The 26,817-nt window shown below is 69.4% G+C and carries 22 protein-coding genes; 17 read left to right on the plus strand and 5 right to left on the minus strand.

Annotated features, from left to right (window positions below; translation table 11 throughout):
• Positions 1 to 13 precede the first annotated feature (13 nt).
• The 4 genes from NCG93_RS08170 to NCG93_RS08185 all read right to left on the minus strand — a co-directional run bounded on the left by NCG93_RS08170 (position 14) and on the right by NCG93_RS08185 (position 5,263).
• Positions 14 to 1,402, minus strand: coding sequence for a sugar transferase (locus NCG93_RS08170; RefSeq protein ID WP_206687745.1), 1,389 nt, complete (start codon positions 1,400 to 1,402; stop codon positions 14 to 16).
• A gap of 417 nt (positions 1,403 to 1,819) precedes the next feature.
• The gene (locus NCG93_RS08175) at positions 1,820 to 2,650 is read right to left on the minus strand and encodes a hypothetical protein (RefSeq protein WP_194414463.1); all 831 of its coding nucleotides are present in this window, start codon (positions 2,648 to 2,650) and stop codon (positions 1,820 to 1,822) included.
• Positions 2,651 to 2,713: 63 nt separating this feature from the next.
• A complete protein-coding gene (locus tag NCG93_RS08180; RefSeq protein WP_194414462.1) occupies positions 2,714 to 4,597 on the minus strand; it encodes a tyrosine-protein kinase domain-containing protein in 1,884 nt (627 codons plus the stop codon).
• A 72-nt stretch (positions 4,598 to 4,669) separates the two neighbouring features.
• Positions 4,670 to 5,263, minus strand: coding sequence for an arsenate reductase/protein-tyrosine-phosphatase family protein (locus NCG93_RS08185; protein WP_194414461.1), 594 nt, complete (start codon positions 5,261 to 5,263; stop codon positions 4,670 to 4,672).
• Positions 5,264 to 5,586: 323 nt separating this feature from the next.
• Between NCG93_RS08185 and NCG93_RS08190 the strand changes: the two genes are divergently transcribed.
• The 17 genes from NCG93_RS08190 to NCG93_RS08270 all read left to right on the plus strand — a co-directional run bounded on the left by NCG93_RS08190 (position 5,587) and on the right by NCG93_RS08270 (position 25,801).
• On the plus strand, positions 5,587 to 6,213 hold the full coding sequence (locus NCG93_RS08190) for a CPBP family intramembrane glutamic endopeptidase (RefSeq protein ID WP_241741888.1): 627 nt from the start codon (positions 5,587 to 5,589) through the stop codon (positions 6,211 to 6,213).
• Between the two features lie 230 nt (positions 6,214 to 6,443).
• The gene (locus NCG93_RS08195) at positions 6,444 to 6,962 is read left to right on the plus strand and encodes a hypothetical protein (RefSeq protein WP_194414460.1); all 519 of its coding nucleotides are present in this window, start codon (positions 6,444 to 6,446) and stop codon (positions 6,960 to 6,962) included.
• Positions 6,963 to 7,036: 74 nt separating this feature from the next.
• Positions 7,037 to 7,672 carry a CPBP family glutamic-type intramembrane protease gene (locus NCG93_RS08200; RefSeq protein ID WP_194414459.1) on the plus strand — a complete coding sequence of 212 codons (636 nt, stop codon included), beginning with the start codon at positions 7,037 to 7,039 and terminating at the stop codon, positions 7,670 to 7,672.
• Between the two features lie 204 nt (positions 7,673 to 7,876).
• Positions 7,877 to 8,323 (plus strand): 50S ribosomal protein L13, encoded by a 447-nt coding sequence (gene rplM, locus NCG93_RS08205; RefSeq protein ID WP_194414458.1) that lies wholly within the window; start codon positions 7,877 to 7,879, stop codon positions 8,321 to 8,323.
• Between the two features lie 25 nt (positions 8,324 to 8,348).
• Entirely contained in the window at positions 8,349 to 8,825 is a 477-nt protein-coding gene (rpsI, locus tag NCG93_RS08210; protein WP_194414457.1) for a 30S ribosomal protein S9, read from the plus strand.
• A gap of 16 nt (positions 8,826 to 8,841) precedes the next feature.
• Positions 8,842 to 10,200: a phosphoglucosamine mutase gene (gene glmM / locus NCG93_RS08215; RefSeq protein ID WP_194414456.1), complete on the plus strand. Its 1,359-nt coding sequence runs from the start codon at positions 8,842 to 8,844 to the stop codon at positions 10,198 to 10,200.
• A gap of 105 nt (positions 10,201 to 10,305) precedes the next feature.
• Positions 10,306 to 11,346 carry a LacI family DNA-binding transcriptional regulator gene (locus tag NCG93_RS08220; RefSeq protein ID WP_194414455.1) on the plus strand — a complete coding sequence of 347 codons (1,041 nt, stop codon included), beginning with the start codon at positions 10,306 to 10,308 and terminating at the stop codon, positions 11,344 to 11,346.
• Positions 11,347 to 11,491: 145 nt separating this feature from the next.
• Positions 11,492 to 12,865: an ABC transporter substrate-binding protein gene (locus NCG93_RS08225; RefSeq protein ID WP_241741887.1), complete on the plus strand. Its 1,374-nt coding sequence runs from the start codon at positions 11,492 to 11,494 to the stop codon at positions 12,863 to 12,865.
• Between the two features lie 66 nt (positions 12,866 to 12,931).
• Positions 12,932 to 13,966 (plus strand): carbohydrate ABC transporter permease, encoded by a 1,035-nt coding sequence (locus tag NCG93_RS08230; protein WP_194414454.1) that lies wholly within the window; start codon positions 12,932 to 12,934, stop codon positions 13,964 to 13,966.
• Positions 13,963 to 14,853, plus strand: coding sequence for a carbohydrate ABC transporter permease (locus NCG93_RS08235; protein ID WP_241741885.1), 891 nt, complete (start codon positions 13,963 to 13,965; stop codon positions 14,851 to 14,853). Before NCG93_RS08230 ends, NCG93_RS08235 begins: the two co-directional genes overlap by 4 nt.
• Complete coding sequence (locus NCG93_RS08240) at positions 14,850 to 15,602, plus strand: hypothetical protein (RefSeq protein ID WP_194414453.1); 753 nt, start codon at positions 14,850 to 14,852, stop codon at positions 15,600 to 15,602. The genes NCG93_RS08235 and NCG93_RS08240 overlap by 4 nt, the downstream gene beginning before the upstream one ends.
• On the plus strand, positions 15,599 to 17,749 hold the full coding sequence (locus NCG93_RS08245; RefSeq protein ID WP_252787487.1) for a glycoside hydrolase family 36 protein: 2,151 nt from the start codon (positions 15,599 to 15,601) through the stop codon (positions 17,747 to 17,749). Before NCG93_RS08240 ends, NCG93_RS08245 begins: the two co-directional genes overlap by 4 nt.
• The gene (locus tag NCG93_RS08250) at positions 17,742 to 18,659 is read left to right on the plus strand and encodes a family 43 glycosylhydrolase (RefSeq protein ID WP_252787488.1); all 918 of its coding nucleotides are present in this window, start codon (positions 17,742 to 17,744) and stop codon (positions 18,657 to 18,659) included. The genes NCG93_RS08245 and NCG93_RS08250 overlap by 8 nt, the downstream gene beginning before the upstream one ends.
• Positions 18,656 to 19,618, plus strand: coding sequence for a hydroxyacid dehydrogenase (locus tag NCG93_RS08255; RefSeq protein WP_194414452.1), 963 nt, complete (start codon positions 18,656 to 18,658; stop codon positions 19,616 to 19,618). Before NCG93_RS08250 ends, NCG93_RS08255 begins: the two co-directional genes overlap by 4 nt.
• Positions 19,619 to 19,635: 17 nt before the next feature.
• The gene (locus NCG93_RS20335; RefSeq protein ID WP_252787489.1) at positions 19,636 to 21,225 is read left to right on the plus strand and encodes a glycoside hydrolase family 43 protein; all 1,590 of its coding nucleotides are present in this window, start codon (positions 19,636 to 19,638) and stop codon (positions 21,223 to 21,225) included.
• Between the two features lie 71 nt (positions 21,226 to 21,296).
• On the plus strand, positions 21,297 to 24,794 hold the full coding sequence (locus tag NCG93_RS08265; RefSeq protein ID WP_194414451.1) for an alginate lyase family protein: 3,498 nt from the start codon (positions 21,297 to 21,299) through the stop codon (positions 24,792 to 24,794).
• A gap of 245 nt (positions 24,795 to 25,039) precedes the next feature.
• Positions 25,040 to 25,801 carry a hypothetical protein gene (locus NCG93_RS08270; RefSeq protein WP_241741883.1) on the plus strand — a complete coding sequence of 254 codons (762 nt, stop codon included), beginning with the start codon at positions 25,040 to 25,042 and terminating at the stop codon, positions 25,799 to 25,801.
• 33 nt (positions 25,802 to 25,834) lie between these two features.
• Here NCG93_RS08270 and NCG93_RS08275 read toward each other — a convergent pair whose 3' ends face one another.
• Positions 25,835 to 26,779: a Ppx/GppA phosphatase family protein gene (locus NCG93_RS08275; protein WP_194414450.1), complete on the minus strand. Its 945-nt coding sequence runs from the start codon at positions 26,777 to 26,779 to the stop codon at positions 25,835 to 25,837.
• Positions 26,780 to 26,817 lie beyond the last annotated feature (38 nt).

Here is a 26,817-nt window from a genome sequence, read left to right on the forward strand (position 1 = left end):
CGGTATTCCCCGGTCAGTGAGCGGTTGTTCCGGGTGCAAGGACAGCGCGCACTGTCTTCGCCAGAATCGCGATGTCGCCGACGAGCGACCAGTTCTCGACGTAGTAGAGGTCCAGGCGGACCGTCTGGTCCCAGTCGAGTGCGCTGCGTCCGCTGACTTGCCAGAGCCCGGTGATGCCGGGACGGGCGAGGAGGCGCCGACGGGCGGCATCCGAGTACAGCTCAACTTCCGCAGCCACCTGTGGACGCGGGCCGACCAGGCTCATCGATCCGGTCAGGACATCGAAGAGCTGGGGGAGCTCATCGAGCGAATACTTGCGGATGAACCGGCCGATCGGGGTGATCCGAGGATCGTTCTGGACCTTGAAGAGTGGTTGGGTCGACGTTCCCTGTTCCTCGAGCAGCGCCGCAAGCTCGGCATCGGCGCCGACTCGCATCGAGCGGAACTTGTGCATGCGGAAGGGACGTCCCTTGAGACCGATGCGCTCTTGGCTGAACAGGAGCGGACCCGGACTGGATGCCATCACCGCGATGGCGACGACCAGGAGGACCGGCAAGAGAAGGATTATTAGAACAGTGGAGCTGAAGATATCGAACGCGCGCTTGGCGAATCGCTGCCCGGCGGAGAAGCGCGGTGTCTCCACATGGATGAGCGGAAGGCCCGCGACAGGACGGGTATGAATGCGTGGCCCCGCGATGTCCACGATGCTAGGCGCGAGCACGAGATGCTGCCGCCCCGCTTCGAGCGACCACGAGATCTGCTTCACCTTCGAGGGGGGAAGATCGTCGGTGCTCGTGACGGCGACGGTGTCGGCCTTGGTGGCCGCGATGGCTCGCTCGACCGCATTGACGTTGCCCATGATCGGGATATCGGTGTCGGGTATGAACCCCGCGATTCGCCCGGTCGGCACGCATGCCCCCACCACCTGATAGCCGGCGGCCGGTGAACGCCGCAGCTCGTGAGCGATCTGGCCGACCGACTCTTCCGATCCGACCAGCAGCACTCGTGCGGAGTATTCGCCGACGGAGCGCTTGGCGGCGAGCCATTGCCGCCACAGCCACCGCTCGAGAATCAGCGTGGCGATGCCGAGAGGGAGAGAGATCAGGAGGAAGCCGCGTGCGACGTCGACCCGCAAGAGGAATGCCACGATCGCGATCAGTCCGAACAGCCGCAGGCTCGCATCCGTGACGCGCACGTATTCGGTGTTCCCGATGCCGATGACTCGGTAGTTGCGGGTGTCATGCAGAGCCAACGCCAGCATCCAACCTACGACGACCACCGCAGAGAAGATCCAGTACGACAGTTCGCCGAGCCCCGCGACCTCAGCGGGCTCCAACCCGAACCACAAGATCTGCGTACCGTAGACGACCCAGACGACGACGAGCAGGTCACTGATGAGCAAGCGGCGCGCATAGCTCCGTCGCCAGTTGGCGTGGCCGTCGCGAAGTGGCCATCCGGGGGAGCTGGCGGGTTCGGTCGAAGGCGTCCTTTCGGAAGCCCGGATATCCACTGTCACACATGCACCTTTCGTGGGCGGGGAGTCCTCGCCGACTCGAAAACGTACGCGCTTGCGGGTGTCGTGGATATCTCGGGTGCAACTCACAACATCGATCGCTGTTTCCACGGTACCAGGGGAATCGGAACCATGCGCCAGAGCGAGCGAGCCTGTAACGAGATGTTTCCATCGCCGTGCGCGGATATGTCATTTACCGCGGGAGAGACCGATTCCGCGAGCCGCACCGGTGCTCGACCAGCGTGATTCTTTGGCAACACTTCTCGCTGAAGGTGGCAACAATGTCACAGGCGCATGCCCAAATCCCTACTGCACAAAGACGAGCTCGTCGCCACTCCACACCACGACATCGGCGCCCGTGACATCAATCGCGAGGGCAGCATCGGCGTCCACGGCGGCGGCGCAGCCGATCGCTACTGGTTTAGCAGCACCAGCCGGAGCGACCCGAGACAGCGCCACACCGGCGCACTCATGCTCAGCGTGCGCGACGACGACCTCCCCTCCATCGATCGCGACTGCGATCGCGCTCTCGGGCGCGAGCTGTTCCCATACCGTTCCTGTCCACGACCACGCGCGACCATCGCACACCAGCGCGATCACGTCGCCCTGGGCGTGAAGGCCCGAAGAAGCGCCGCACGGTGCAGGAACTGTCGCGGTGGCGAGATGTATGGACGCGGCATCCTTCGGATCTACGAAGCGCGACGCAGTCAAGACGTCCGGGTAGGACTCCCAGAACTGGCCGCGCGTGTATGTCCGCAGTGCCTGGGCGTTGCAGCCCGCGACGCCTGCAACGACTTCGGCATCGGCTCCCGTGAAGGCATTGAGCGTAAGCACCCTCTCGATCCCGAGATAGTTCGGAGTCACCGCTATCCAGGTCGCCCCGGCGTCTGACGACCGTTCGATGACGGGCGCGCGACCGCCGCAGGCCCCCGCCGTCGCCCGCCACCATTGGGTCTCGCCGATGGCCAGGAAGCGCTGCTGGTCTGTCGGCAAGGCCGCCTCGCCGGTCGGAGTGGGCGTCGGCGTTCTCACCCCCAGCGTGAATGTCGGTGCCGGGGCCATCTGGCCGGTCGGCGTTGCCGTGTGCACACGCTCATACGCCGTCATGGCGACCACGCCGACCAGCACCGCCAGCACGCTGACGGCGCCGATCGCGATCCACCTCGCGAGTCCACCGCCACGCATCATGTCGTCCGCGCGTCAGCGGACCTGGTCCGAGCCGTCCTGCCAGCTCGGAGACACCCCGGACTGGCGGATAAGGTCATCAATGGTGAGCGGGCCGCTCTCAGGACCGGGCTCTGCTGGCACCGATCGCGGCGTCGGGGCCGAGGTCGGGTCGATGGTCGTCATCCGACGCTCCGCGCGAGATGCGGCGCTTTCGGCCTCCGTCGGCATGGAGCGAGACGGGCGAGGCACAGTCGCGTCCGACACCGGCTCCGCCGCGGCATCAGGAGCGCGCCGCGGGCGTGCGTCTGGCGTAGGGACGGGCTGCGCTTGCGGTGTGGGTGTCGCCGGCGCCTTCGTCGCGGGCGCGGCCTGAGAAACGGTCTGCACCCCGGGAACGACTGGCGTGGCTGTTGCCTGCGTAGCCGGTGTCGCAACAGACGGAGCTGCGCTCTTCGACGCGGCAGCCGACTTCTTGGTCTCCCTCGCCTTTGCGGCGTCCGCGGCTTTCGCTCGCTTCTTGGCCTTCGCCGGCTTTTCGTCGACGTAGCCGTAGGCACCGTACCCGTACCCGTACCCGTAGCCGTACGCGTAGGAGTCCGGCCCGCGCGTGGGAACCATCGTGAGCGCTACGCCTGCGATGTGCGCCCCGACGGTCTCGAGAGTGTCTACGGCGCCCGAGAGCTGGTGCCGGTTCGTGCGTCCCGCCGAGACCACGACGATGGCGCCGCTCGTCGCCTTGGCGAGGATGGCGGCGTCCGTCACCGGAAGCAGCGGGGGAGCATCACAGAGCACGACGTCGAAGTCACGCTCGAGCACTTCGAGGAGCGTGTGCATGTTCTTCGAGCCGAGCAGCTCGCTCGGGTTCGGCGGGATCTTGCCGGCGGGCAGCACGTAGAGGCTGCGGTTGCCCCAAGGCAGCATGACGTCCGTGATGCGCGCGCGGCCGATGAGCACATCGGTCAGGCCTGCTCCGCCTTCGATTCCGAGGTATTCCGCGACCTTCGGCTTGCGCAGGTCGGTGTCGAGCAGCGCGACGCGGTTGCCGGCGTCGGCGAGCGCGATCGCCAGGTTGATGGTCGAGGTCGACTTGCCCTCACTCGGCACGCTGGAGGTGACGACGAACGACGAGCGCCCACCCACGTCGAGGAACTGCAGGTTGGTCCGCATCGCGCGGAACGACTCGGCGCGGGGGCTGAGAGGGTCGTCATGGACGATGAGCGGACGCTCTTTCGCCTTCGGGTCGAAGGCGATCGCGCCGATGATGGGCCGGTCCGTCACCTGCTCCACGTCGCGCGGCGTGCGGATGCGCGTGTCGAGTACGGACCGCAGCACCGCGACTCCCACGCCGAGAGCGAGACCGATGAGCGCACCCAGTGCGAGGTTCAGCGGGACGTTGGGACTCGACGGCGTGAGCGGCGGAAGCGCGTCTTTGACCCGGGACAGTCGCACCGGGCTGCTTGATGTGCCGTCGGCGTTCTGCACGGACTCGATCGACTCCACGGCCGCCGAAAGCGAAGCCGCCAGAGCATTCGCTGTCTCAGCCGCTTGGAGTGGATCGGCGTCTGTCACGGTGATCGAGATCAGGGTCGTGTTGGCGGTCGTCGACGCCTCTACTCGCCCCGCGAGGCCCGCTGCCGTCGTCCCCAGACCGAGTTCGGCGATGACCGGGTTCATGACGATGGGAGTCGATACGAGGTTGGCGTAGGTCGCAACGCGGGACTGCGTGAAGCTGGACCCCTGCTGCAGTTCGCCGATCGACGAGCTGGCCTGCGTCGAGACGAAAACGGTGCTCTGCGCTTCGTATTGGGGCGTGCGGGTGAGCGACCATCCCGCGGCCAGACCGATCCCGAGCAAGGTGGCCACGATGATGATCAGCCAGTTCTTGCGCAGGATCCGGATGTAGTCGGTGAGCTCCATGTCGCCTCTCGCGCGTTCCGTATGCTTCCGGTCATTGTTCCACAGGGGAATTCCGGCACTGTTTCGGGGATGTCACACAGCGACGGCGCGCACGGTCGCCGCGACGGCAGTAATTGCCGGCTCCAACTGCGATGCCGACAGAAGATATGTCTCCCACGGCTGCCGGTACGGGTCGACGACATCGTCGTCGTTCGGGTCGCCGAGCGGGGTGACCAGGCCGCGGTAAGAGGCGACAACCGACGCGACAGCGCGCAGCCGAGCCGACGCTTCCGTCCCAGCCTCGTCGGCGGCGGCCCGCAGGTCGGCTTCTGGAACGGCGGCCGCGATGCGGCCGAATTCCCGGATCGTGAACGTCGACCTCAGCCGCGATGGGGCCAGTTCGGCGACGGCCCGCCGGTGCTCGCGAGTCATGGTGAGGATGAGATCGGGGGAGGTGAGGTGCTTCTCAGTGAGGAAGCGGGAGCGGTGGGCCGCTGCGTCCTGTTCGAGGACGCCGAGCGCGACCGCGATGTGCGCAGCCTCCGGCGTCATCGGCGCAGCGGCGAGCCCACGTGTCCCCGCGCTCGCCACCTGTGGCGAGAGGTCGGCGAGCCTCGCGCGGAGCAGGAGTTCCGCGAGCGGTGAGCGGCAGATGTTGCCCGTGCACACCGTCAGGATCTCGAACAACGGGTGTCCTCCGCGGGGCAGGGTAACGTGGGCGGGTGCCTGACAAGCCTAGCGATGCCTCCTCCGGCGGGGCGCCGCCGGTCTTCGAGCCGGTCGACGTGTGGGCGATAGAAGCCCCGAACGCGATGGCACAGGCCGACTTCGAAGCGGCCGCCGATGCCCAGCGTGGGCAAGACGCGGCAGGGTCGCTCGAACCCTCAGCTGAGGAAAAGCGCCGGGGGCGCAGCCGGAGTCGCGCCCCACGCACGGATTGGCGCCTCGGTGGGCGTACCGTGCTGCGGTGGCGCGAGGGCCTTCTCGCAGTTGCTCTCATATCGCTCGGATTGGGCGTCGTCGCCGCCACCGTCGTCAGTCAGTTCTGGCTCTCTCCGTGGGCCGCGGCATCCGCCACGATCCTCATCGGGATCGGGATGCTGGTGCCTGTCGTGTGGGCCTTCTCGAGGTCACGGCCCGTCGGCCTGCTGCGCTTCCGCGCGATCGATCTGCTGTACGGGCTCGTTCTCGGAGCACTCCTTCGGACGACCCAGGGGTGGTTGCAGGGCATGGGCGGATCGCCTGCACCGTTGCCATCGTTCTCCCGTGTTGACGGTGCGATCTCGGTGACGACAGTGCTCGGCGACATCCTCGCGCCGGTACTCGTTGCACCTCTGCTCGAGGAGCTGTTCTTCCGTGGCGTCGTGCTGGTCGCCCTCTACACCGTGCTGCGTCGGCCGTTCGGCAAGGTCGCCGCGGGAGTAGGCGCGGTCGCCGGCTCGGCGGCGCTGTTCGTGGTCGCGCACGCGATGCTCGGATCGACGAGCGTCGACGGCATCGTGGTGCTGACGCTGCTCGCGAGCGTGTGCGGGTTGCTGGTGATCCTCACCGGTCGCATCTGGGGCGCGGTTCTCACGCACGCCGTTTTCAACGCAACTTTCGTCGTGCTCGCACTCGCAGGAACATTCTGGAACTGATGCACGGATTCTCGGGGCGATTGCAGAATTGTGTCCCCCTTTCGGGGGACACGATTGAAAAATGGTGTCCCCCTTTCGGGGGACAAGTGTTGCAAGGTGTTACCTGCCGGTAACGAATCGGCGTAGAAATCGTCTCGCTTTCTGCGCTACCGTCGAAAAACGGGGAAGCCCTTGCCAGCGTTGCCGCCCCCTTAATCCCACTGCACATTCGTTACCAATAGAGGACTGACATGCTGAAGAAGACGCTCGCGGCCGCCGGAATCGCCGGCGCCCTCATCCTTGGAAGCTCTGCTGCGGCTTTCGCCGATTACCCCGCGACGGCGCCCGTCACCGCAGGCGACACCACTCTCACCGTGGGGCAGTCGACCACCATCACCGCCAACGACCTGGGCGACTACACGTCGGTCGACTTCTCGGTCAACCCGACCTCGGGCTCCACGCTTTCGTCGATCGTCGTCGCTGCTGCTGCCGGCGGCGTCACGAAGCCGGTTGCCAACGGAACCGCATCCGCGACCTTCACCGCCAACGCTGCAGGCACGTACACGGTCACCGTGGCGGCGACTGACGGCGCACTCGGCTCGGTCACCATCAGCGTCGCCGCGGCGGGCTCGACCCCCGCACCGGGCGCACTGCCCGCGACCGGTGGGACCATCCCCGCTGCGGCCATCTGGGTCGGCGTCGGAGCAGTCGGTCTCGGCGGCATCGCCGTCGCAGCCGTCGCAGCGCGTCGCCGCACGCAGAAGAACTGAACGATTCACTGACGACGACCCCGGGCGCGAGCCCGGGGTCGTCGTCGTTGTACCGGCGGCCCGATATCGCGCTGGTGATCGCGCTGGCGGGTTTCGCGGCATCCTGGGCCGTCCTCTCTGTCTACGGCGGCATCACCGCTGCGCCGTGGCTGCAGCAGACCATCGACCTGGTCGTCATCTCGGCGCCCGCGGTCGCCGCGGTCTTCGTCGCGGTCGTCGTCGCCGGGAGGCCGGGCTTCTGGCGCCGAGTCCTTGTGGTCCGGGGGAGCGACCTCCTGTTGGGTCTCGGCGTTGGTCTGACAGCCAGGGCGCTGGTCGAGGTCGTCAGTCCCACGACAGGAAGCCTCCTCGCGGGATTCGGCGGCGCGTCACTCGGCGGCATCGCCGTACTCATCGTCGGCGCAGCGATCGTCACTCCGATCGTGGAGGAGCTCTACTTCCGCGGCCTCATCGTGCCCGCCGTCGCCGAAGCGAGCGCGGGTGCGGGACGCATCGTGGCGGCGGTCACGTCGGTCGTCGTGTCGACGGTGGCATTCGTCGCCCTCCACTACATCGCCTCGAATGGCGCGGCCAGCTGGCCGGCGCTCATCGGGCCGGCCGCTGTCAGCGTCGGATGCGGCATCCTCTTCCTCCTCACCGGCCGGCTCGGCGGCCCGATCGTCGCGCACGTGGTCTTCAATGCGATCGGCGTGGCGCTCCTGATCTGGTAACCCAGGCGGTAGAGCACGGTTTGGCTGCGGCATCCGTCTGGCGTACTATTGATCTTTGGTGCCTGCTCTGCTGACCGGGCATCGACGAACGTGAGCCCTCCACTGGCGTGTTCCGGCCCTTCGACTAGCTCAGGGACCAACCCGGAACCACCCCGGAGTGGGATTCACGAACCTCTCCGTTCGAATCAAGAAAGCAGCACTACTGTGACGCGCACTTACACCCCCAAGGCTGGCGAAGTCCAGCGCGAGTGGCTGGTCATCGACGCGACTGACGTCGTCCTCGGCCGCCTCGCCTCGCACGCCGCCATCCTTCTCCGTGGCAAGCACAAGCCGACGTTCGCACCGCACGTCGACCAGGGCGACTTCGTCATCATCATCAACGCCGAGAAGGTCGCCCTCACGGGCCAGAAGCTCGAGCAGAAGAAGGCTTACCGTCACTCGGGCTACCCGGGCGGCCTGAAGTCGGTCACCTACTCGGAGCTCCTCGAGAAGAACCCCGTCCGCGCCGTCGAGAAGGCCGTCCGCGGCATGCTCCCGAAGAACTCGCTCGGCCGCGACCAGCTGTCGAAGCTCAAGGTGTACCGCGGTGCCGAGCACCCGCACGCCGCGCAGAAGCCCTCCGCGTACGTTTTCGACCAGGTCGCCCAGTAAGCGCCGGACAGACAAGGACAGACTGATGGCGAACATCGAAGAAGAAACCACCAACTACTCGACCGAGACCCCGCTCGACGAGACCGTGACGACCGTCGAGCGCCCCGTGCTCTCCGTGTCGGGCGCGGCTGTCGGCCGTCGCAAGCAGGCCATCGCCCGCGTGCGCGTCATCCCCGGCTCGGGCACCATCACCGTCAACGGCCGTGCGTTCGAGGACTACTTCCCGAACAAGCTGCACCAGCAGCTCATCACCGACCCGTTCACGGTGCTCAACCTCACCGACGCGTACGACGTCATCGTGCGCATCTCGGGTGGTGGCCCCTCGGGTCAGGCCGGCGCGCTGCGCCTCGGCATCGCCCGTGCGCTGAACCAGATCGACGAAGAGAACAACCGCCCGACCCTCAAGAAGGCCGGCTTCCTCTCGCGTGACGCCCGCGTCATCGAGCGCAAGAAGGCCGGTCTCAAGAAGGCCCGCAAGGCTCCGCAGTACTCGAAGCGCTGATCGGCTTCACCACCGCATGCCGATCTTTGGCACGGACGGGGTGAGGGGGCTGGCCAACGGCCCCCTCACCGCCGATCTCGCACTCTCCCTGGCCCAGGCGACCGCCGTCGTCCTGGGCCAGGGGCGTACTGCCGAGGCGCGACGCGCCGCCGGCAAGCGCCTCAGCGCCGTCGTCGCCCGCGACCCCCGCGTCTCGGGCGAGTTCCTCTCGGCCGCCGTCGAGGCAGGGCTCGCCTCCTCGGGCGTCGACGTCTATGACGCCGGCGTGCTGCCGACTCCCGCCGCGGCGTTCCTGATCGCCGACATCGACGCCGACTTCGGCGTCATGGTGTCGGCATCCCACAATCCCGCCCCCGACAACGGCATCAAGATCTTCGCGACCGGCGGCGTCAAGCTGCCCGACGTGGTCGAACAGCGCATCGAGCGCGCCATGGACGGCCCGAAGCTGCTGCCCACCGGCGCTGCCGTCGGCCGCATCCGCCGGTTCGCCGACGCCGAAGACCGCTACGTCGTGCACCTGCTCGGTTCGCTGCCGCATCGCCTGGACGGGCTGCACGTGGTGCTCGACTGCGCGCACGGCGCGGCATCCGGAGTCTCTCCCGAGACCTTCAAGGACGCCGGCGCCCGCGTGACCGTCATCGGCGCCGACCCCGATGGGGTCAACATCAACGACGGCGTCGGCTCGACGCACCTCGACGTGCTCGCGAAGGCAGTCGTCGAGTACGGGGCCGACGTGGGCATCGCGCACGACGGCGACGCCGACCGCTGCCTCGCGGTCGACGCGAACGGCACGATCGTCGACGGCGACCAGATCATGGCGATCCTTGCCGTGTCGATGAAGAGCCGCGGCCGCCTCGCGGACGACACGCTCGTCGCGACCGTGATGAGCAACCTCGGCCTGCACCGCGCCATGTCGGACCACGGCATCCGCGTCGAGACCACCGGCGTCGGTGACCGCTACGTGCTCGAACGCATGAACGAGGGCGGCTTCTCGCTCGGCGGCGAGCAGTCGGGCCACGTGATCATGAGCGAGTTCGCCACGACCGGCGACGGCGTGCTCACCGGCCTGCACCTTGTGGCCGAGATGGCCCGCACCGGCAAGACACTCGCCGAGCTCGCCTCGATCATGACCGTGTACCCGCAGGTGCTCGTGAACGTCCGCGGCGTCGATCGCACCCGTGCCGGCTCCGACGAGGTGGTTCAGGATGCCGTCGCCCGCGCCTCCGCCGAGCTCGGCCTGTCGGGGCGCGTGCTGCTGCGCCCGTCCGGCACCGAGGAGATGGTGCGCGTGATGGTCGAAGCGGGCTCCGAGGACGACGCGCGCCGGCACGCGGACGTGCTCGCCGATGTCGTGCGGGAGCGGCTCGCCCTCTAGGCGCCAGCGCGGTTGCGGCGGGGCGGCGGCGATGCCGCACGCCCCGGCCGCCGGCATCCGGGATACTGGATAGCGTTATCTGCACGCGCACGCCCGGGGAGACGAATGTCGAAGAGCGCCAAACCTGCCACCCTCGCCGACGTCGCGCGACTGGCGGGAGTGTCGGTTCCGGCGGCGTCGCGGGCGCTCAACGGCGGTGTGCGCGGCAAGCAGAGCGGATCGCCCGAGCTCCGCAGCCGCGTCGAAGAGGCGGCGCGGGCGCTCGGCTACTCGGTGAGCCCGGCGGCGCAGGCCATCAAGGGCGGCCGGGCCCGCACCGTCGCGTTCATCGTCGGCGACATCGACGACTTCGGCTCGGCGACCATGATCGCCGGCATCATGCACGCAGCCGAAGAGCGCGGCGTCTCGGTCGCCGTGCGCACGACGCGCGACGACTCGGCGCGTGAGATCGACCTCCTCGCGCAACTGCGCGGCGAACGCCACCTCGCCGTCGTCATGGCGACCAGCCGCACGACCGACGCGGCGCGTGAGGCGGCCGTCAAGGAACAGCTGATGGTGCTGAACGACCACGGCGCGCGGATCGTGGTGATCGGCGACAACGACCTGGGCTTCCCGACCGTGACCGTGGACAACCGTCACGCCGCACGGCTCCTTGCGGAGGGACTTGCGGATGCCGGCAACCGGCGCTTCGCGATGGTCTCGGGCCCCGACATCGAGGTGACCGCACTGGAGCGCGTCGGCGGATTCGCCGAGGGCCTGGCTGCGCGCGACATCGGAGTGGACGAGCGTGACATCGTGCACACCGAGTTCTCACGCGACGGGGGATACCGCGCGGTCGAGCAGCTTCGGGATCGCCTGGCGGAGCTCGACGTCATCGCGGCGATGAGCGACGCGATGGCGGTCGGCGTGATCGCGCGCCTGCGAGAGCTGGGCGTGCCGGTGCCGGCCGACATCGAGGTGACCGGGTTCGACCACGTGCCCATGCTCGGCGACGTGCTGCCCGGCTTCAGCACCGTCGAGGTGCCGCTGGAGGAGTTCGGAGGCGCCGCGCTCGCGCTCGCGCTGGATGAGAGCGCGGACGCGGCGGAGACGATCGCCCTCACCGCGACCCCGATCCTCCACGGCACTCCGCTCGTGCCCGCGTAGGCGGCATCCCACCGTCGTCCAGGGTTGCCTCGCGCTCGTCGGTCATCGGTGGAAAGCGCTTTACGAATTCGAGTGGCAAACGTTGTCCACTTTGAGGTACTCTCTCGGAGACGGAATGGTTCCGGCACGAATCAAGGGAGATCACATGCATGACGCGATGACGCGGGCAGGGATGCGTGCCCGTATGGGCCGCCGCTCGCCCTGGATCGCCGGCGCAGCAGGCATCGCTGTCGCGGCACTCGCGCTGACGGGGTGCAGCAGCCCCGCGGACGACGGCGACGAGAGTGGCGCGCCGACCGAGAAGACCACGATCCGCTTCCTCTACGCCACCGGCGACGAGACCTGGAACTCGGTGGTCGACAACGTGGTCGAAGCCTTCAACGACCAGAGCGACACGACGACCGTGCAGCTCGACCCGCTTCCGGCCGGGAGCGACTACGCCACCGCGCTGAAGACAATGGATGCCACGGGCAACTGGCCCGCCGTCGTCGACATGCGCGACACCCTCACCTACGTCAACGCCGGCAAGCTCGCACCGATCCCCGATTCGGTGACCGAGCTGATCCAGCCCGAGGCGTTCGGCACCGCGGAGGACGGCAACGTCTACACCGTGCCGTACAGCGCGCTCAACGGCGAGATCGGCCTGAACATCGTCTACAACAAGGACTACTTCACGGACAACGACCTCGAGGTGCCCGAGACGTACGACGACTTCCTCGACCTGCTCGACGACATCAAGGCGAACGGCGACGCGCCGCTGGCGACCGCCGCGGCCGAGGTCTGGCCGAGCGACCAGCTGTGGAAGCCGCTCGCCGCGCCCTACTTCGCGGAGTACGGCGACGAGGGCGGATTCTGGACCGCCGCGCAGAACGGCGACGCCAGCATCGAGGACCTGCGCGAGCCGCTGCAGGAGCTGCTCGACATCACCAACGACTACGTGCTCGAGGGCTGGCAGTCCACCGCCGACGCGCAGACCACGACGCTGCTCGTGAACGACATGGCGGTCATGGCGACGTCTTCGGCCGGCATCGGGCGTCTCAACGACATCCACAAGGTCGACCCGGACTTCAACGCAGGCCTGTTCATCATCCCGGCAGAGGACGGCACCATCAACGTGCTCAAGAACGCGGTCAACGGCGACACCGCCGGCGGCCTCGCGATCTCGGCCCAGGCGGCCGAGGACGACGCCCAGTACGCCTCGGCGACGGAGTTCCTGGAGTACTTCTACCAGGTCGACACCGCCAACTTGATGGAGTCGCAGGGCTGGCTGGCGCCGAACATCGTCACCGCGGACGAGATCGAGCGCAACACCTCGATCCCGGGCTCGAAGGACTACTTCGCCCTTCTCGAGAACCCGAACCTGACGTGGTACGAGAACGTGTCGAACCTGTCGACGTTCAGCGCGTTCAACACCTTCTTCCGCCAGGCGCGCATCGAGATGCAGGACGGCCAGTCGTCGATCGACGACACCATCGCCAAGGTGCAGGCGGAGTTCGACAAGACGGTCGCAGCGGGCTGAGACCACACGTGACACGGTGCCCGGGCAGCGGCCCGGGCACCGTGGAACGGAGGCGAGGAGGTCTCCATGACTGATCAGAGTGCCCTGCAGGGGCAGACCGCGGTGGTCGGCGCCGCCGTTCGACTCACCGGTGAGGGGCCGCTCGACGGCGCGCCGGAGGGCGCGGCCGACGACGTCTCGTTCGTGCCGGCCGGACCGCCGATCCAGCAGCGCCGTACGCGCCGCTTCCGTTCCACACGGTGGGTGATGCTGGGCTTCATCGCCCCCGCGCTGGTGGTGTACCTGCTGATGGTGATCGTGCCGTCGCTGCAGTCGCTGCAGCTGAGCTTCACGAACTGGGACGGCATCAGCCCCGACTACGACTACGTCGGCGTCGCCAACTACGACGAGATCCTCACGAGCGGCCGGTTCTGGAACGCCGTCAAGAACACCCTCATCCTGGGGCTCGGGTCCGCCGTCATCATCAACGCCATCTCGCTGGGCGTCGCTCTGATGCTCGACCATGTGGGGCGCTGGCAGGGGCTCTTCCGCACCGCGGTGTACCTTCCATCGCTTGTGAGCGCGTTCATCCTCGCCACGATCTGGAAGTACCTGCTCAACTACAACTTCGGCGCCGTGAACGTCTTCCTGCGTGACATCGGGCTGCCGGACTGGGCGCGGGACTGGCTGGGCGACAGCTCGATCGTGGTGTGGGTCATCCTCTTCATCACGTGCTTCACCCTCGGCGGCAACACCACGCTCATCTACCTCGCCAACCTGCAGTCCGTGCCGCAGGACCTCGTCGAGGCGGCCCGGATCGACGGCGCGAACAGCCGTCAGGTGTTCCGCCACGTCACGTGGCCGATGCTCGCGGGTGCGGTCACCGTCAACATGACGCTCGCCATGATCGCGGGGTGGACCATCTTCGACCAGGTCATGGTGCTCACCTCGGGCGGACCCGGGTTCGTCAGCGAGACCATGGCGTTCTTCATCTACAAGGTCGGCTTCGGCGAGTACCGCGCCGGCTTCGGCAGCGCGGCGGCGATCGTGCTGTTCCTCGTGGTGATCGTCAGCACCGTGGCGGCGAACGCCTACATGCGCAAGAGGGAGATCCAGGCATGAGCACCGAGACGCAACTGCTCGTCGCACCCGAGCGCACCCGCCGCCGTCGCCCGCGGAGCCGCAAGAGGCTCACCGCCGGCCAGGTCGTCGTGATGGTCGTCCTCGCGGTACTGGTCCTGATCATCGCGAGTCCTGTGCTCTACGCGCTGCTGAACTCGTTCCGGTCGTACGGCGAGATCACGGTGGACCCGATGGGCCTGCCGACGACGTTCACCCTCGACAACTACGTGCAGCTGTTCCAGGAGACGGACTACGGCGAGGCGCTCGTCAACACGCTCATCATCACGCTCTCCACCGTCGTGCTGCTGATCGCGATCGTGCCCATGGCCGCCTACGGCATCGAGCGCGTCGGGGGCCGCACCTCTCGGTTCGTCTACATCCTCTTCATCGCGGGCCTGATGATCCCGTTCCAGGTGCGCATGATCCCGCTCGTGAAGGGATTCGACGAGGTCGGCCTGTACAGCACCCTCACGAGCGTGATCCTGGTGCATCTCGGCGGGGCGGCGAGCTTCGGCATCCTTCTCTATTGCAGCTTCCTCAAGGGCATCCCCATCGAGGTCGAGGAGGCGGCGTCCATCGACGGCGCCGGACGCCTGCGCACGTTCTGGTCGATCGTGTTCCCCATGCTGCTGCCGGTGACGTCGGCGTTCGTGATCATCCAGGCGCTCGGGCTCTGGAACGACTTCTTCATCCCGCTCGTGTTCCTCGACTCGTCGTCGGCGGGCACGATCAACGTCGCGATCAACCGGATGGTCGGCCTGCTCACCTCGCAGTGGCAGCTGATCTACACCGGCGCCATCCTCGCGATCGTCCCGTCGGTGGCGATCTTCGCCGCGTTCCAGCGCTACTTCATCAAGGGCATGTCGGTCGGGGCGGTGAAGGGATGAGCGCCGCCCCCACGACCTCGCAGCGCGGTGGCCCGGCGGCCCGCGTGCGGGCCCTGCTCGCCCTCGACGGCGCGCTTGCGGGAACCGTCCTGGCCGTCTTCCGCGCCTTCGTGGTCTCGGTCTCGTTCATCGGATGCCTCGTCCCGGTGCTCGCCTTCACCGCTCTGGTCGGCTGGCAGGCAACGCATCTCGCCGTATGGCTGGGCGCGGCGGCGCTGCTGCCGCTGGCGCCGGCGACCTATGCACTGCTGCGCGGAGTGCGCACGGTGCTGGCCGAGCGGGCCGACGCGCGAGCCGGCCGGGAGTTCTGGACGTCATTCGCACGCGGATGCCGCGACCTGTGGTGGGCCGCGCTCGGCCTGAGCGCGATCGTGGTCGTGCTCGAATACGACCTCGCGCTCTTCGGCGGCGCCGACGCGGTCGTGCTGCTGGCCGCGGTCGCGGCGGCGGTGGCCGTCGTGCTGCTCATCGGCGTGTGCGTCGTCGCGGCGGCGCAGCCCATGGGGACGGAGCGGACCCTGCCCGGGGCCGTGGAGACGGTGACCGCAGCGGTCCGCGCGATCGTCCGCCGCCCGCACATCGCGCTGAGCTGGCTGCTCCTCACCGGGCTCGGCCTGGCGGCCACCGCGCTGCCGCTGGTCGGCCCCGCGATCGCCCTGTTCCTGCCCGCCGCCGTCGGCGCCGGCATCCATATCTGCAACGACGCCCTGCGTCTTCCCCTGAACGACGAGACGAGACGGACTCCGTGACCGAAGCCGCCCATCATCCTGCCGCCCTGATCCCGCGCGAGAGCGCGCCTGCCGTACCGGTCACGGTCACCTCCCCGGACTCCGCGCCGGTCACGAGCCGCGCGCGCGTCGGAGCGTTCGAGCTGCGCTGGCGGGACGACGCACCGGCCGCGCTGGTGGTGCCCTCCTCGACGCACAGCGGCCGGCCGGGGATCGGCCTCATCGAGGTGTTCACCGCGGTCGAGCAGCGGGCCCGTACCAGCCAGGCGTACTGGCGGTCGGCCGTCGGCGAGCGGCTGCGCGTGCAGGGCTCCCAGGTCATCGCCGAGCCTGATGCCGTGCGCGCCGTCATCGTGCAGAGCGACGCGATCAGCGGGATCGAGGTGCGGACCACGGTGACCGCGCCCACCGGCACCGCGTCGGTGCGCGTGGAGAGCGAGATCCGCAATGCGGGGCGCGAGACCGTCGTAGTCACCGCGATCTCGTCGGCGACGATCGGGTTCGGTGGCTCGGCGAGCGACCTGGACGCGATGATGTGGGGCTCGGCCGCGAGCGAGTGGCTCGCCGAGAACAGGTGGAGCGAGGTGCCGCTGCGCACGCTGCTGCCCGACATCGCACTTGCGCTCCACGACCAGGACGCGCGCGGGCACGCCGGACTCACCAGCCATGGAGCCTGGTCGAGCGGCGAGCACGTGCCCTGCGGCTACATCTCGCGCGAGGACGGCGAGACGCTGGCGTGGCAGATCGAGACGAGCGCAGGCTGGCGTGCCGACCTCTGCCAGACACAGGAGGGCGGCGTGCTGTCGCTGCTCGGCCCGACCGATCTCGAGCACCAGTTCGCGCACGAACTGCTGCCCGGTGAGGCGTTCACCGCCGTGCCCGTCGCGCTGGCGGTGACGACGGCGCGCACGCGAGCGCCGGGCAACGCGCTCGCCGAGCTCACGCGGTACCGGCGCTGGCTGCGCGGTGCCGCCGTGGGCGGGCAGCACCTGCCGGTCGTCTACAACGACTTCATGAACACGCTGATGGGGCAGCCGACCACCGACAAGCTGCTGCCGCTGGTCCGCCGTGCGGCAGAGGCGGGCGTCGAGGTGTTCTGCATCGACGCCGGATGGTTCGCGGATCCTGCGATCGGCGACTGGTGGTCGACCGTGGGCGAATGGCGTGAGGCGCCGACACGGTTCCCCGACGGCGGACTGCGGCGCGTGATCGATGCGATCCGCGATGCCGGCATGGCGCCCGGCCTGTGGCTCGAGCCCGAGGTGGTGGGCATCGACAGCCCCGCCTCCTCGCGGCTTCCCGACGACGCGTTCTTCCAGCGGTTCGGGCAACGCGTGCAGGAGGACCGCCGCTACCACCTCGATTTCCGGCATCCGGCCGCTCGCGCCCATCTCGATGCGACGGTCGACCACCTCGTCGAGGAGCTCGGCATCCGCTATCTGAAGCTCGACTACAACATCAATCCCGGCGCGGGTACGGAGCACCACGCCACGGCGGCAGGCGATGGGCTTCTCGGCCACACGCGCGCATTCCGTGACTGGCTGGTGCGGGTGCAGCAGCGCCACCCGTCGCTGCTGGTCGAGAACTGCAGCTCCGGCGCGATGCGCGCCGACTACGCGCTGCTGGCCGTGACGCACCTGCAGTCGACGAGCGACCAGCAGGACTTCCGGCTGTACCCGCCGATCGCGGCGTCGGCTCCGGCATCCGTCCTCCCCGAGCAGTGCGGCAACTGGGCCTACCCCGCGCGCGACATGAGCGACGAGGAGACCGCGTTCACGCTCGTGACCGGGCTGAGCGGTCGGCTGTACGTGTCGGGGTTCCTCGATGACCTGCGGCCGGCCCAACGTGCGCGGATCGCCGAGGCGATCGCGCTGCACAAGGAGCTGCGCGAGTCACTCCGAACGGCGTTGCCGTTCTGGCCGCTGGGGCTTCCGGCATGGGACGACGAAGCGATATGCCTCGGACTGCATACGCCGGACGGCGACCTGCTGTTCGTGTGGGATCGGGATGCCGCCCCCGCCGCGTTCACGATCCCCGGGGTGTCGAGCGCCGAGGTGCTGTTCCCCGCCGATGCGGCCGACTGGCGCCTCGGCGCCGGCACCGCGGGGCTGGAGGTGTCGACGCCGGCCGGGATCGGCGCGCGCGTGCTGCGGGTGACCCGTGGCTGAGCGCGGCACGATCCGGCCGGGACGCGTGTTCACGGACGACCGCGGGCGGACGGCGCAGCTGCACGGTATCGGCCTGCAGCGCGTCGGCGACCGGTGGCTCGCGTGGGGCGAGGACAAGGCGGCGGGGGACCGGTTCACGGCCGTCGCCTGCTACTCGTCCCGCGATCTCGCCGACTGGCGCTACGAGGGCGACGCACTGACGGCCGCCGACGGCGACCTCGCACCCGACCGCGTCGTCGAGCGCCCCAAGGTGCTGCAGCGACCCGACGGACGCTGGGTGATGCTGGTGCACGTCGACGGCCCAGTCGACGGCGAGCCCGGGGACTACGCCTTCGCGCGCGTCGGCTACGCGATCGCCGATCGCCCCGAGGGGCCGTACGCGTACGTGCGCAGCGAGCGTCCGCTCGGCAACCTGAGCCGCGACATCGGCGTCTACCAGGAGGGCGGTGTCGGCTACTTGCTGTCGGAGGACCGCGACCACGGGCTGCACATCTACCGCCTGCGCGACGACCATCTCGGCGTCGAGTCGGTCGTCGCGACGCTTCGCCAGCAGGCGAATCCGGCGATCGGCTACGAGTCCCCGACCCTGGTGCGCCACGACGGCCGCTACTACCTGTTCGGCTCCGACCTCACCGGCTGGAGCATGAACGACAACATGTACACGAGCGCCCCGGCGCTCGAGGGGCCATGGGACCCGTGGCGCCCCATCGCGACGCCCGGCACCCGCACCTTCGAGTCGCAGGTGAGCGTGGTCGCCCCGGTCGGTGACGGGTACGTCTACGTCGGCGACCGCTGGGACCCGGAGCGCCTCGCCGAATCGCCTGCGGTGTGGCTGCCGCTGCGCATCGACGACGGCCGCGTGCAGCTGGAGTGGCGCGACCATTGGAGCGTCGAGGAACTCGGCGCATGAGGGCGGCACTGCTGATGGACCCCGCGCTCGTGCCGTTCGTGTTCGGCGAGCGGGAACGCGCCCGCCTGGGGGAGATCCTCGAGATCGACACGACGGTCGCCGCGACCTCCCTCGCGAGCGTCCCGGACCCGTCCGGCGTCAACCTGCTGATCGCCGGCTGGGGGGCCAAGATCGGCCCCGGCGACCTGGACGCCCTGCCCGGCGTGCGGGGGATCGTGCACTGGAGCGGCGGAAACGGCGTGCTCGACGCGGATGCCGCGGCCCGCGGCATCCGCATCTCCACCGCGAAGGCGGCCAACGCGATCCCGGTCGCAGAGTTCACCCTCGCGATGATCACTCTCGCCGCGAAGGACGCCTTCTGGGCGTCGCGTCGCTACACCTCCGAGCAGCGGTTCGTCGACCGCGAGGCCGAACTGCCCGACACCGGGCTGTACGGCACGACTGTCGGGATCGTCGGCGCCTCGACCATCGGCCGGCTCGTCATGCAGCGGCTGCGAGACACCGACGTGCGCGTGCTGCTGTACGACCCGTACGCGACGACGGCCGACGCAGAGGCCTTCGGAGCCGAGTTCGTCGACGACCTCGGCGCGCTCGCCGCCCGCACCGATCTGCTGTCGATCCACGCGCCTGAGATGCCGTCGACCATCGGCATGGTCTCGTCCGACGTGCTCGCCGCTCTGCCCGACGGTGCGACAGTGATCAACACCGCCCGGGGCGCGCTGGTGGATCAGGACGCCCTCGTCGCCGAGCTGCAGCGCGGCCGGCTGCGGGCGATCCTCGACGTCACCGAGCCCGACCCGCTGCCCGCCGGGCATCCGCTGTACGAGCTGCCGAACGCGTTCCTCACTCCGCACCTGGCGGGCTCGATGGGCAATGAGCTGCGCCGGCTGGGTGAGGTCGCGCTCGCCGAGATCGAGTGCTTCGTCGCCGGCGAGCCCTTCGCGCACCCGGTGCTGTGACCATCCCTGGAGCAACCGTGCCCGTGATCCACAACCCGATCCTCCGCGGGTTCAACCCCGACCCGTCGATCCTGCGCGTCGGCGACGACTACTACATCGCCACCAGCACGTTCGAGTTCCACCCGGCGGTGCGCCTGCACCACTCGCGCGATCTCGTGACCTGGACGACGATCGGTCACGCCCTGGACGACGGCTTCGCGCTGCGCGGCATCCCGGACTCCGGCGGGGTGTGGGCGCCGAGTCTGACGCACGCCGACGGCAGGTTCTGGCTCGCCTACTCGATCGTGCGGACGATGGACGGCGACGACAAGGACATCGACAACTACCTCGTCACCGCCGACGCCATCACCGGGCCGTGGAGCGAGCCGGTGCATCTGGGATCGCGCGGGTTCGACTTCTCGTTCTTCCACGACACCGACGGCACGCACTGGGTCGTCGGCGTGCAGTGGGACCAGCGCCCCGAGCATCCATCCTTCTCCGGGCTGGTGGTGGAGCAGTATCTGCCCGCGGAGCGCCGCACGAGCGGGGAGGCCGTCCGCATCTACCGGGAGGACGGCCTCGTCGAGGGTCCCAACCTCTACCGCATCGGCGATTGGTACCACCTCCTCATCGCCGCCGGAGGCACGGGGTGGAACCACGGGATCACCCTGGCGCGGTCCCGCAGCCTGCTCGGGCCGTACGAGCGCGACCCGCGTGAGGCAGTGCTGACGACCCGCGATGCACCGGGGCATCCGCTCCAGAAGGCCGGCCACGGCGAGCTCGTGCAGGCGCCCGACGGCCGGTGGTGGCTGGCGCACCTGGCCAGCCGGCCCACACTGCACCTGGGCGAGCGCTACAGCACGCTGGGACGCGAGACGTGCCTGCAACGGGTCGTGTTCGACGACGAGGGCTGGCTGCGGCCCGCCGACGGCGGCCACCACGCGAGCGTGGAGGTCGCGGTTGCCGGCGAGTGGGAGGGGACGGATGCCGCACCCGGCCCCCGCGGCTGGACCGACGACTTCGACACCGACGTGCTCGACAGCCGACGATGGTCCACGCTCCGCGCGGCGCTGCCGGTCGAGGTCGCGGATCTCGACACGCGGCCGGGATGGCTGCGGCTCCGAGGGGGGCACTCCGCGGCATCCGTCTTCGACCAGTCCATGATCCTGACGCGCGTCGAGGAGCATCGCGCCTCGTTCGAGGTGCTGCTGGACGCCGCGCCGCGCAGCCCGCGGGAGGCCGCCGGGCCGATCGCCTGGTACGACCGGTCGGGCTGGATCTGGCTGCAGGTCACCCACGACGAGGACGACGGCCGGCACCTGCGCGTGGTGCGCCGAGACGGCGGGGTCACGACGAGGTCCGCGCCGGTCGCCGTGCCTTCGGGTCCGCTGAGGCTGCGGCTGGAGCTCGACGGCCCGGACCTGCGGTGCGCGTGGACCGATCCCGGCGAGGGGGAGTGGATGCCGCTCCCCGGTGTTCAGCCTGCCTGGACGCTGTCGGACGACCACGGGCCGCGACTGCGGTTCACCGGCCTGTTCTTCGGCCTGCGCGCGGACGACCTCGACGGCCGTGGCTGGACGGTCGACGTCGATCGCGTCGACGTGCGATTCGTGCCCGACGCGGGCTGAATCACCCCTTGACGTCGGCCGTCGCGGACGTCATGGTTAAGCGGCAAACGTTATCCAACAAGGAGAGATCGATGAAGATCGACCACAGACGCCGGACGCGTCGCAGCCTCGGCGCCCTCACCGCGGCGGCGCTGACCCTCGCCGGGCTCACCGCCCTGCAGCCGGCAGCCGCCGAAGAACCGGCGGCCGCGGCATCCATCCCCGCGATCGTCCGCACGGTCAGCGATGCCGGCTTCACCCACCCCGGGATCGGCTTCACCGCGGACCACCTCGAGAACATGCGCACCCAGGTGCTCGCCGGGGTAGACCCCTGGGCCAGCTACTACGAAGCCATGACCCAGACGAAGTACGCGGCGCGCACCTTCTGGGCCGAGAACGCGAAGCCCGGCACGGATATCCCGAAGAACGACGCGTATGCGGATGCCGGCATGCGCTCGAGCGCGCTGCGCGACAGCCTCGGCGCGATGGCGCAGGCGCTCGAATACGTCGTGACGGGAGACGAGCAGTACCGCGCGAACGCCCTGCACATCCTGCGCACGTGGAGCAGCCTCGACCCGGCGAAGTACGCCTACTTCGCCGACGCACACATCCACACCGGCGTGCCGCTGTACTACATGCTGATCGCGGCCGAGGTCGTGCGTGGCACCGCACCGGCGAACACCTCCCTCGACGGGTACGACCTGCGCTGGACCGACGAGGACCAGCAGCGCATCGAAGACAACCTCGTGCGTCCGGTGCTCGACACGTTCCTGTCCTCGCAGAACCGACTGTGGAACCAGCATCTGTACGGCGTCATCGGCATGGTCGCCGCCGCCATCTTCCTCGACGACGCAGACCTCTACGCCCAGCGCGTGGAGTGGTTCACGGTCAACGCGGGCTACCAGAGCGAGCACGACCTGTACGGCGGGAACGTCAACGGCGCGCTCGCCTCCCTCTTCCGCGAGATCCCGGCCGATGCTCCCGGCAACACCACCGGCGCACCCTTCGTGCAGCACATGGAGATGCTGCGGGACCAGGCTCACGGGCAGGGCGACGTCGACATCTTCGTCGCCCTGGCGCGCCTCGTCGACAATCAGGGCACGACCCTCGACCCGGTCGCGGGCACCGTCTCGACCGCACCCGACGCGGTGTCGCCCTACCGGTTCCTCGACAACCGCATCCTCGCCGGCGCCGACACCTTCGACGCCTTCATGATGGGCGAAGAGGTGCCCTACATCCCGGCCAACGAGGGTGGCGCCATCTCGCAGGCGTACCGCGGCCGCCTTCAGGATCCGATGAGCGAGGCGTATCTGCAGTACCGCTACGTCGCCGGTGTCGACGTCGAGACCGAGGCGCCGCACGTGGCCGAGCTCTACGCGCACCGGGACGGGCCGCTGTACTACTACGGCACCGGCGTGCAGAACTTCTGGAACGACCGCGGCTCGGACTACACCGCTGCCGAGTACTGGGTGGCGTTCCCGGAACAGCTCGCCGAGGTGCCGGGCGCGGCCGCGCCGCTGGCCGACGGTCCCGAGCTCTCGACGGCGAGCTTCGGCACGCCGCTGGGCGGGGGAGCGCAGCGCGAGACGGACGGGGACGGCACCGAATTCATCCGGCTCGACGCGGCGGCGGACGACGCGCAGCTCGCCGTGCGGCGCGCGGTGTGGTCGGACAGGACCAAGACCGCCCTCGTCGGGATCAAGGTCCGCAGCGACGGAGTCGCCCGGCTCCAGGTCGCGCGCACGTCGGCGGAGCAGCAGTTCGCGGAGGTCGTCGTGCCCGACACCGGTGGCCAGTGGCGCTCCGTCTGGCTCGACGTGAACGCCGACAAGGCGCCCGCAGCCGTCGGCGACAACATCGTCTTCCTGAAGGCCACCGGGTCGGATGCCACGGTCGACGTCGCGGGCGTGCTCGCGCAGGCGAACGGCGTGCTGACGCCGCCCATGTTCGCCGACGCCCCGGCCGTCGACGTCATGGCAGTCGCCGGCGAGCCGTGGGCGCGGGCCTTCCCGACGACGGACACCGGCGGCGGGGTTCAGCTGGAGCTGCAGAACGCGCCCGCGGGCGCGGGACTGGCCGGTGACACCGTCAGCTGGACGCCCACGCGGAAGGGTGCGACCGACATGATCGTCGCCGCATCCGACGGGACCACCGTGACGGCGCTTCCCCTCGCGATCACCGTCGCCCCGAACCGCGCGTCGGCGATCGGCAAGCTGGTCGATTGCATCGACGGCGGTGCCGAGCTGTACACGACGACGAGCTGGCAGCAGGTGGAGACGCTGCAGGCGCAGGCGCGTGAGGCGCGCAAGACGGCGAGCTCCGCCGAGTTCGCCGACCTGCTCGCCCGGTTGGGTGACGCGATCGACGGTCTGCAGCGGCTCAACCCGCAGCTGCCGGACGGCTCGCTCGACTACACCGGCATCGTGAGCGCGCCCGCGCTCACCTCGTCGCAGCTGCGGGCGCTGGCCGACGGCGACAACCAGACGTCGTGGGGTGACCAGCGGGTGCCGGCCGTCGTCTTCGACTTCGGCCCCGGGTTCCGCCTCACCGCGGAGGCGTTCGGCTTCCAGGCCCGGGACACCTTCCCGAACCGGGCCGAAGGGACCAACGTGTACGGCTCCGATGACGGCGCGACGTGGACGCTGCTGACCGAACACCCCAACGCCGGGCAGGATGCCGCGATCGAATGGATCGCTGTGCGGGAGGACGTCCGCGACCAGCGGTTCCGGTTCGTGAAGTTCCAGGTCGACGAGCCGGGCGTCCCCTCGGATCCCGCCTTCCCGGGCATCTGGAGCATCGCCGACATACGGATCGACGGCGTGCGCAGCGAGGCGACGGGCACCATGGACACGGTCACCATGACCTCGCCCGACGGCGTGGCCGGCCGGGTGGTCGCCGGCGACCGCGTCGAGATCGCGATGACCGGTCCCGCGGGCAACACGGATGTGGCGGTGAGCGTGCTCGGTGAGCAGGCACAGGTCACCGCGTCCGCTCCCGGCGAATGGCTGGCCACCGCGGCGCTTCCTGCCGGTGCCCCGGCGGGCGCCGGCGTCACGTTCCAGATCACGTTCACCACCCCCGACGGCAGGCCGGCCGACCCGGTGGCGGCGACCACGGACGGGTCGAAGCTGTTCCTGTCGACCGACGTCGGTCTCGTCGACGACGCATTCCGTGCGGCCACCGTGCGGCGTCCGGACGGTGTCGTCGACGCCGCGTGGACCCAGTACACGGCGAAGATGTTCGACGGCGACGCCACGACCCACTCCGACACGCGCCTCAACGCGGGCACGTACGGCAACATCTGGGACTTCGGCGCCGGCACCCGCGTGACGCTCACCGGCGCCGAGCTGCTCGTCCGGCAGGACGGCTACGGCACGTCGCGGATCGCCGACATGCGGCTGGAGGGGTCCAACGACCTGATCTCCTGGGCGCGGCTGACTCCCGCGGTGCCGGCCAAGACGCTGGAATGGCAGCGCTGGGCGGTGGCGGGGAGCACGGCCTACCGCTACATCCGCATCGCGAACGGACAGATCCTCGGGGTCGCCGAGCTTCACCTGTTCGGGACGGTCGACAGGGGCACCGCAGGGTAGGCCGGTGCGGGGAGCACTTCAGCTTTCTGAGCGACGAACGTCATCGATTTGAGACATGAGACTCCCAGTCCTTAGAGTGTCGAGGGTGCTCGCACCTGGGGGACGAGCACGGCGATCCGTGCGAAGGCCCCATGCCGTCGCGCGGAGGACCGGGTCGGTGCCGGGTTCTGGGGACCCGGCACCGGATCTCGGCCCCGGTTCGTCGACGGTCTGCGCCACCCGGGATCCCGCGGGATAATCGGAGGATGCCGGAGCCAGGACCTCGATCGCGCAGACCCGCCGGGCAGACCCGTGCGCTCATGCTCGAGGTCGCCGTCGAGCGGGTGAAGGCCGAAGGGCTGCAGCTCGACTACGCGAACATCGAGCTGGAAGACCTGATCCGCGCGGCCGGCGTGCCGCGCTCCACCGTCTTCCGCATCTGGCCCGACCGGGCGGCGTTCGTCGCAGACCTGGTGCGTGCCCTGTTCGAGGCCGATCCCGGATTCGAGACCGGCTTCGACGACGAGACCCTCGGCTTCGTCGAGCAGGCCCTCGCCGGAAGCGCCGACGTGGCCAGCTCTCCCGAGGAGAAGGAGGCGGCCCTCCGCGAGGTCCTGCGTGCGGCGGTCGCGCACAACATGGCCGCTGTCGAGGACACCGTCGCCTGGCGCGTGTACCGCACGATGTCGGCGGCGGTCTCGAGCGGCGATGCCGTGCCGGGCGGCGAGGAGATCCGCGCGCTGCTGTCGGAGATCGTCGGCCGGTACCTGGACCGGATGGCGGAGCTCTACCGTGTGCTCAACGCCGCCTTCGGGCTGCGCATGAGGCCAGGGGTGAGCGAGCGTGATCTCGCGGTCGCCGTCATGGCCACGATCGACGGCATGGGCGACCACCGGCGGATCAACCCCGAGCTGATCGACGGTCCGCGGACGGTCGCCCTGGGCGTGGAGGGTGAACGGGAATGGCACCTGGCCGGAATCGCCATCTCCGGCATCCACACGGCGTTCACCGAGCGCATCGCGGCGTAGACGACGGCGTAGACCGGCAGCGCTGACCCTGGATCAGGCGGCCGGGGCGCTCCAGCTGAGCGACTCGATGTAGCGCAGCAGCACGCCCTCGCGCAGCGCCCACGGCGACACCTCGAGCTCGTCGACGTCGAGCGCGCGCATCGCCTCGTGCAGCACGACGGCGCCGGCCACGATCTGGAACGTCCGGTCAGGCGTGATCCCGGGCAGCTCTTGGCGCGCCGACGCGGGGATGCGCGCGAGCCGCGGAATCCACGAGCTCAGCGAAGCGCGGGGCAGCAGCATCCGTTCGATCCCCGACCAGCCCGGCACCGGATAGCCGACCAGCTTCGCCAGTGAGCGGATCGCCTTCGACGAGCCGACGACGTGATCCGGTCGGGCGAGGGTGCCGAACGACGCGGCGACGGGCGCGAGCGTCGCGCGTGCATGCTCGCGCAGCTTCTCGACCGCCGCCTCGCCGGGCGGGTCGTCGGGAAGGAATTGGATCGTCATGCGGCCGGCACCGAGGGGGACGGATGCCGCGGCCTCGGGCAGCTCGTCGGGCCCCGCCGCGATCTCGAGCGAGCCGCCGCCGATGTCGAACAGCAGGATCTGCCCGGCCGCCCAGCCGAACCAGCGGCGCACGGCGAGGAACGTGTACCGCGCCTCGGTCTCGCCGCCCAGCACCTGGAGCGGCTCGCCGAGTGCCGCCTCGATCAGCGCGATGACCTCGGGGCCGTTCTTCGCCTCGCGGACGGCCGAGGTCGCGGTCGCGAGCAGCTCGTCCACGCGCTCGGACGCCGCGACCGCGCGCGCCTCGGTGACCGCAGCGACGAGCGCGGCCACCCCTTCTTCCGTGATCGAGCCGTCGGGCGCGAGATAGCGCATCAGCCGCAGCACGGTGCGCTGGCTCGTCGTCGCGAGCGGCCGGCCGCCGGGGCTGACGTCGGCGACCAGCAGATGGACGGTGTTCGAGCCGATATCGAGGACTCCGAGGCGCACGCGTTCAGAGTAGCGGCAGGGTTCCCGCCTCGAGTCAC

It is taken from the genome of Microbacterium yannicii (assembly GCF_024055635.1).
GTDB classification, from domain to species: Bacteria; Actinomycetota; Actinomycetes; order Actinomycetales; family Microbacteriaceae; genus Microbacterium; species Microbacterium yannicii.

Bases quoted from the DNA above. Each gene is read 5' to 3' on its own strand.
- NCG93_RS08230 (WP_194414454.1), top strand. From the start codon at position 12,932: ATGACTGATCAGAGTGCCCTGCAGGGGCAGACCGCGGTGGTCGGCGCC.
- NCG93_RS08270 (WP_241741883.1), top strand. From the start codon at position 25,040: ATGCCGGAGCCAGGACCTCGATCGCGCAGACCCGCCGGGCAGACCCGT.
- NCG93_RS08240 (WP_194414453.1), top strand. From the start codon at position 14,850: ATGAGCGCCGCCCCCACGACCTCGCAGCGCGGTGGCCCGGCGGCCCGC.
- NCG93_RS08265 (WP_194414451.1), top strand. From the start codon at position 21,297: ATGAAGATCGACCACAGACGCCGGACGCGTCGCAGCCTCGGCGCCCTC.
- glmM (WP_194414456.1), top strand. From the start codon at position 8,842: ATGCCGATCTTTGGCACGGACGGGGTGAGGGGGCTGGCCAACGGCCCC.
- NCG93_RS08195 (WP_194414460.1), top strand. From the start codon at position 6,444: ATGCTGAAGAAGACGCTCGCGGCCGCCGGAATCGCCGGCGCCCTCATC.
- NCG93_RS08180 (WP_194414462.1), bottom strand. From the start codon at position 4,597: ATGGAGCTCACCGACTACATCCGGATCCTGCGCAAGAACTGGCTGATC.
- NCG93_RS08255 (WP_194414452.1), top strand. From the start codon at position 18,656: ATGAGGGCGGCACTGCTGATGGACCCCGCGCTCGTGCCGTTCGTGTTC.
- NCG93_RS08225 (WP_241741887.1), top strand. From the start codon at position 11,492: ATGCATGACGCGATGACGCGGGCAGGGATGCGTGCCCGTATGGGCCGC.
- NCG93_RS08235 (WP_241741885.1), top strand. From the start codon at position 13,963: ATGAGCACCGAGACGCAACTGCTCGTCGCACCCGAGCGCACCCGCCGC.
- rpsI (WP_194414457.1), top strand. From the start codon at position 8,349: ATGGCGAACATCGAAGAAGAAACCACCAACTACTCGACCGAGACCCCG.
- NCG93_RS08220 (WP_194414455.1), top strand. From the start codon at position 10,306: ATGTCGAAGAGCGCCAAACCTGCCACCCTCGCCGACGTCGCGCGACTG.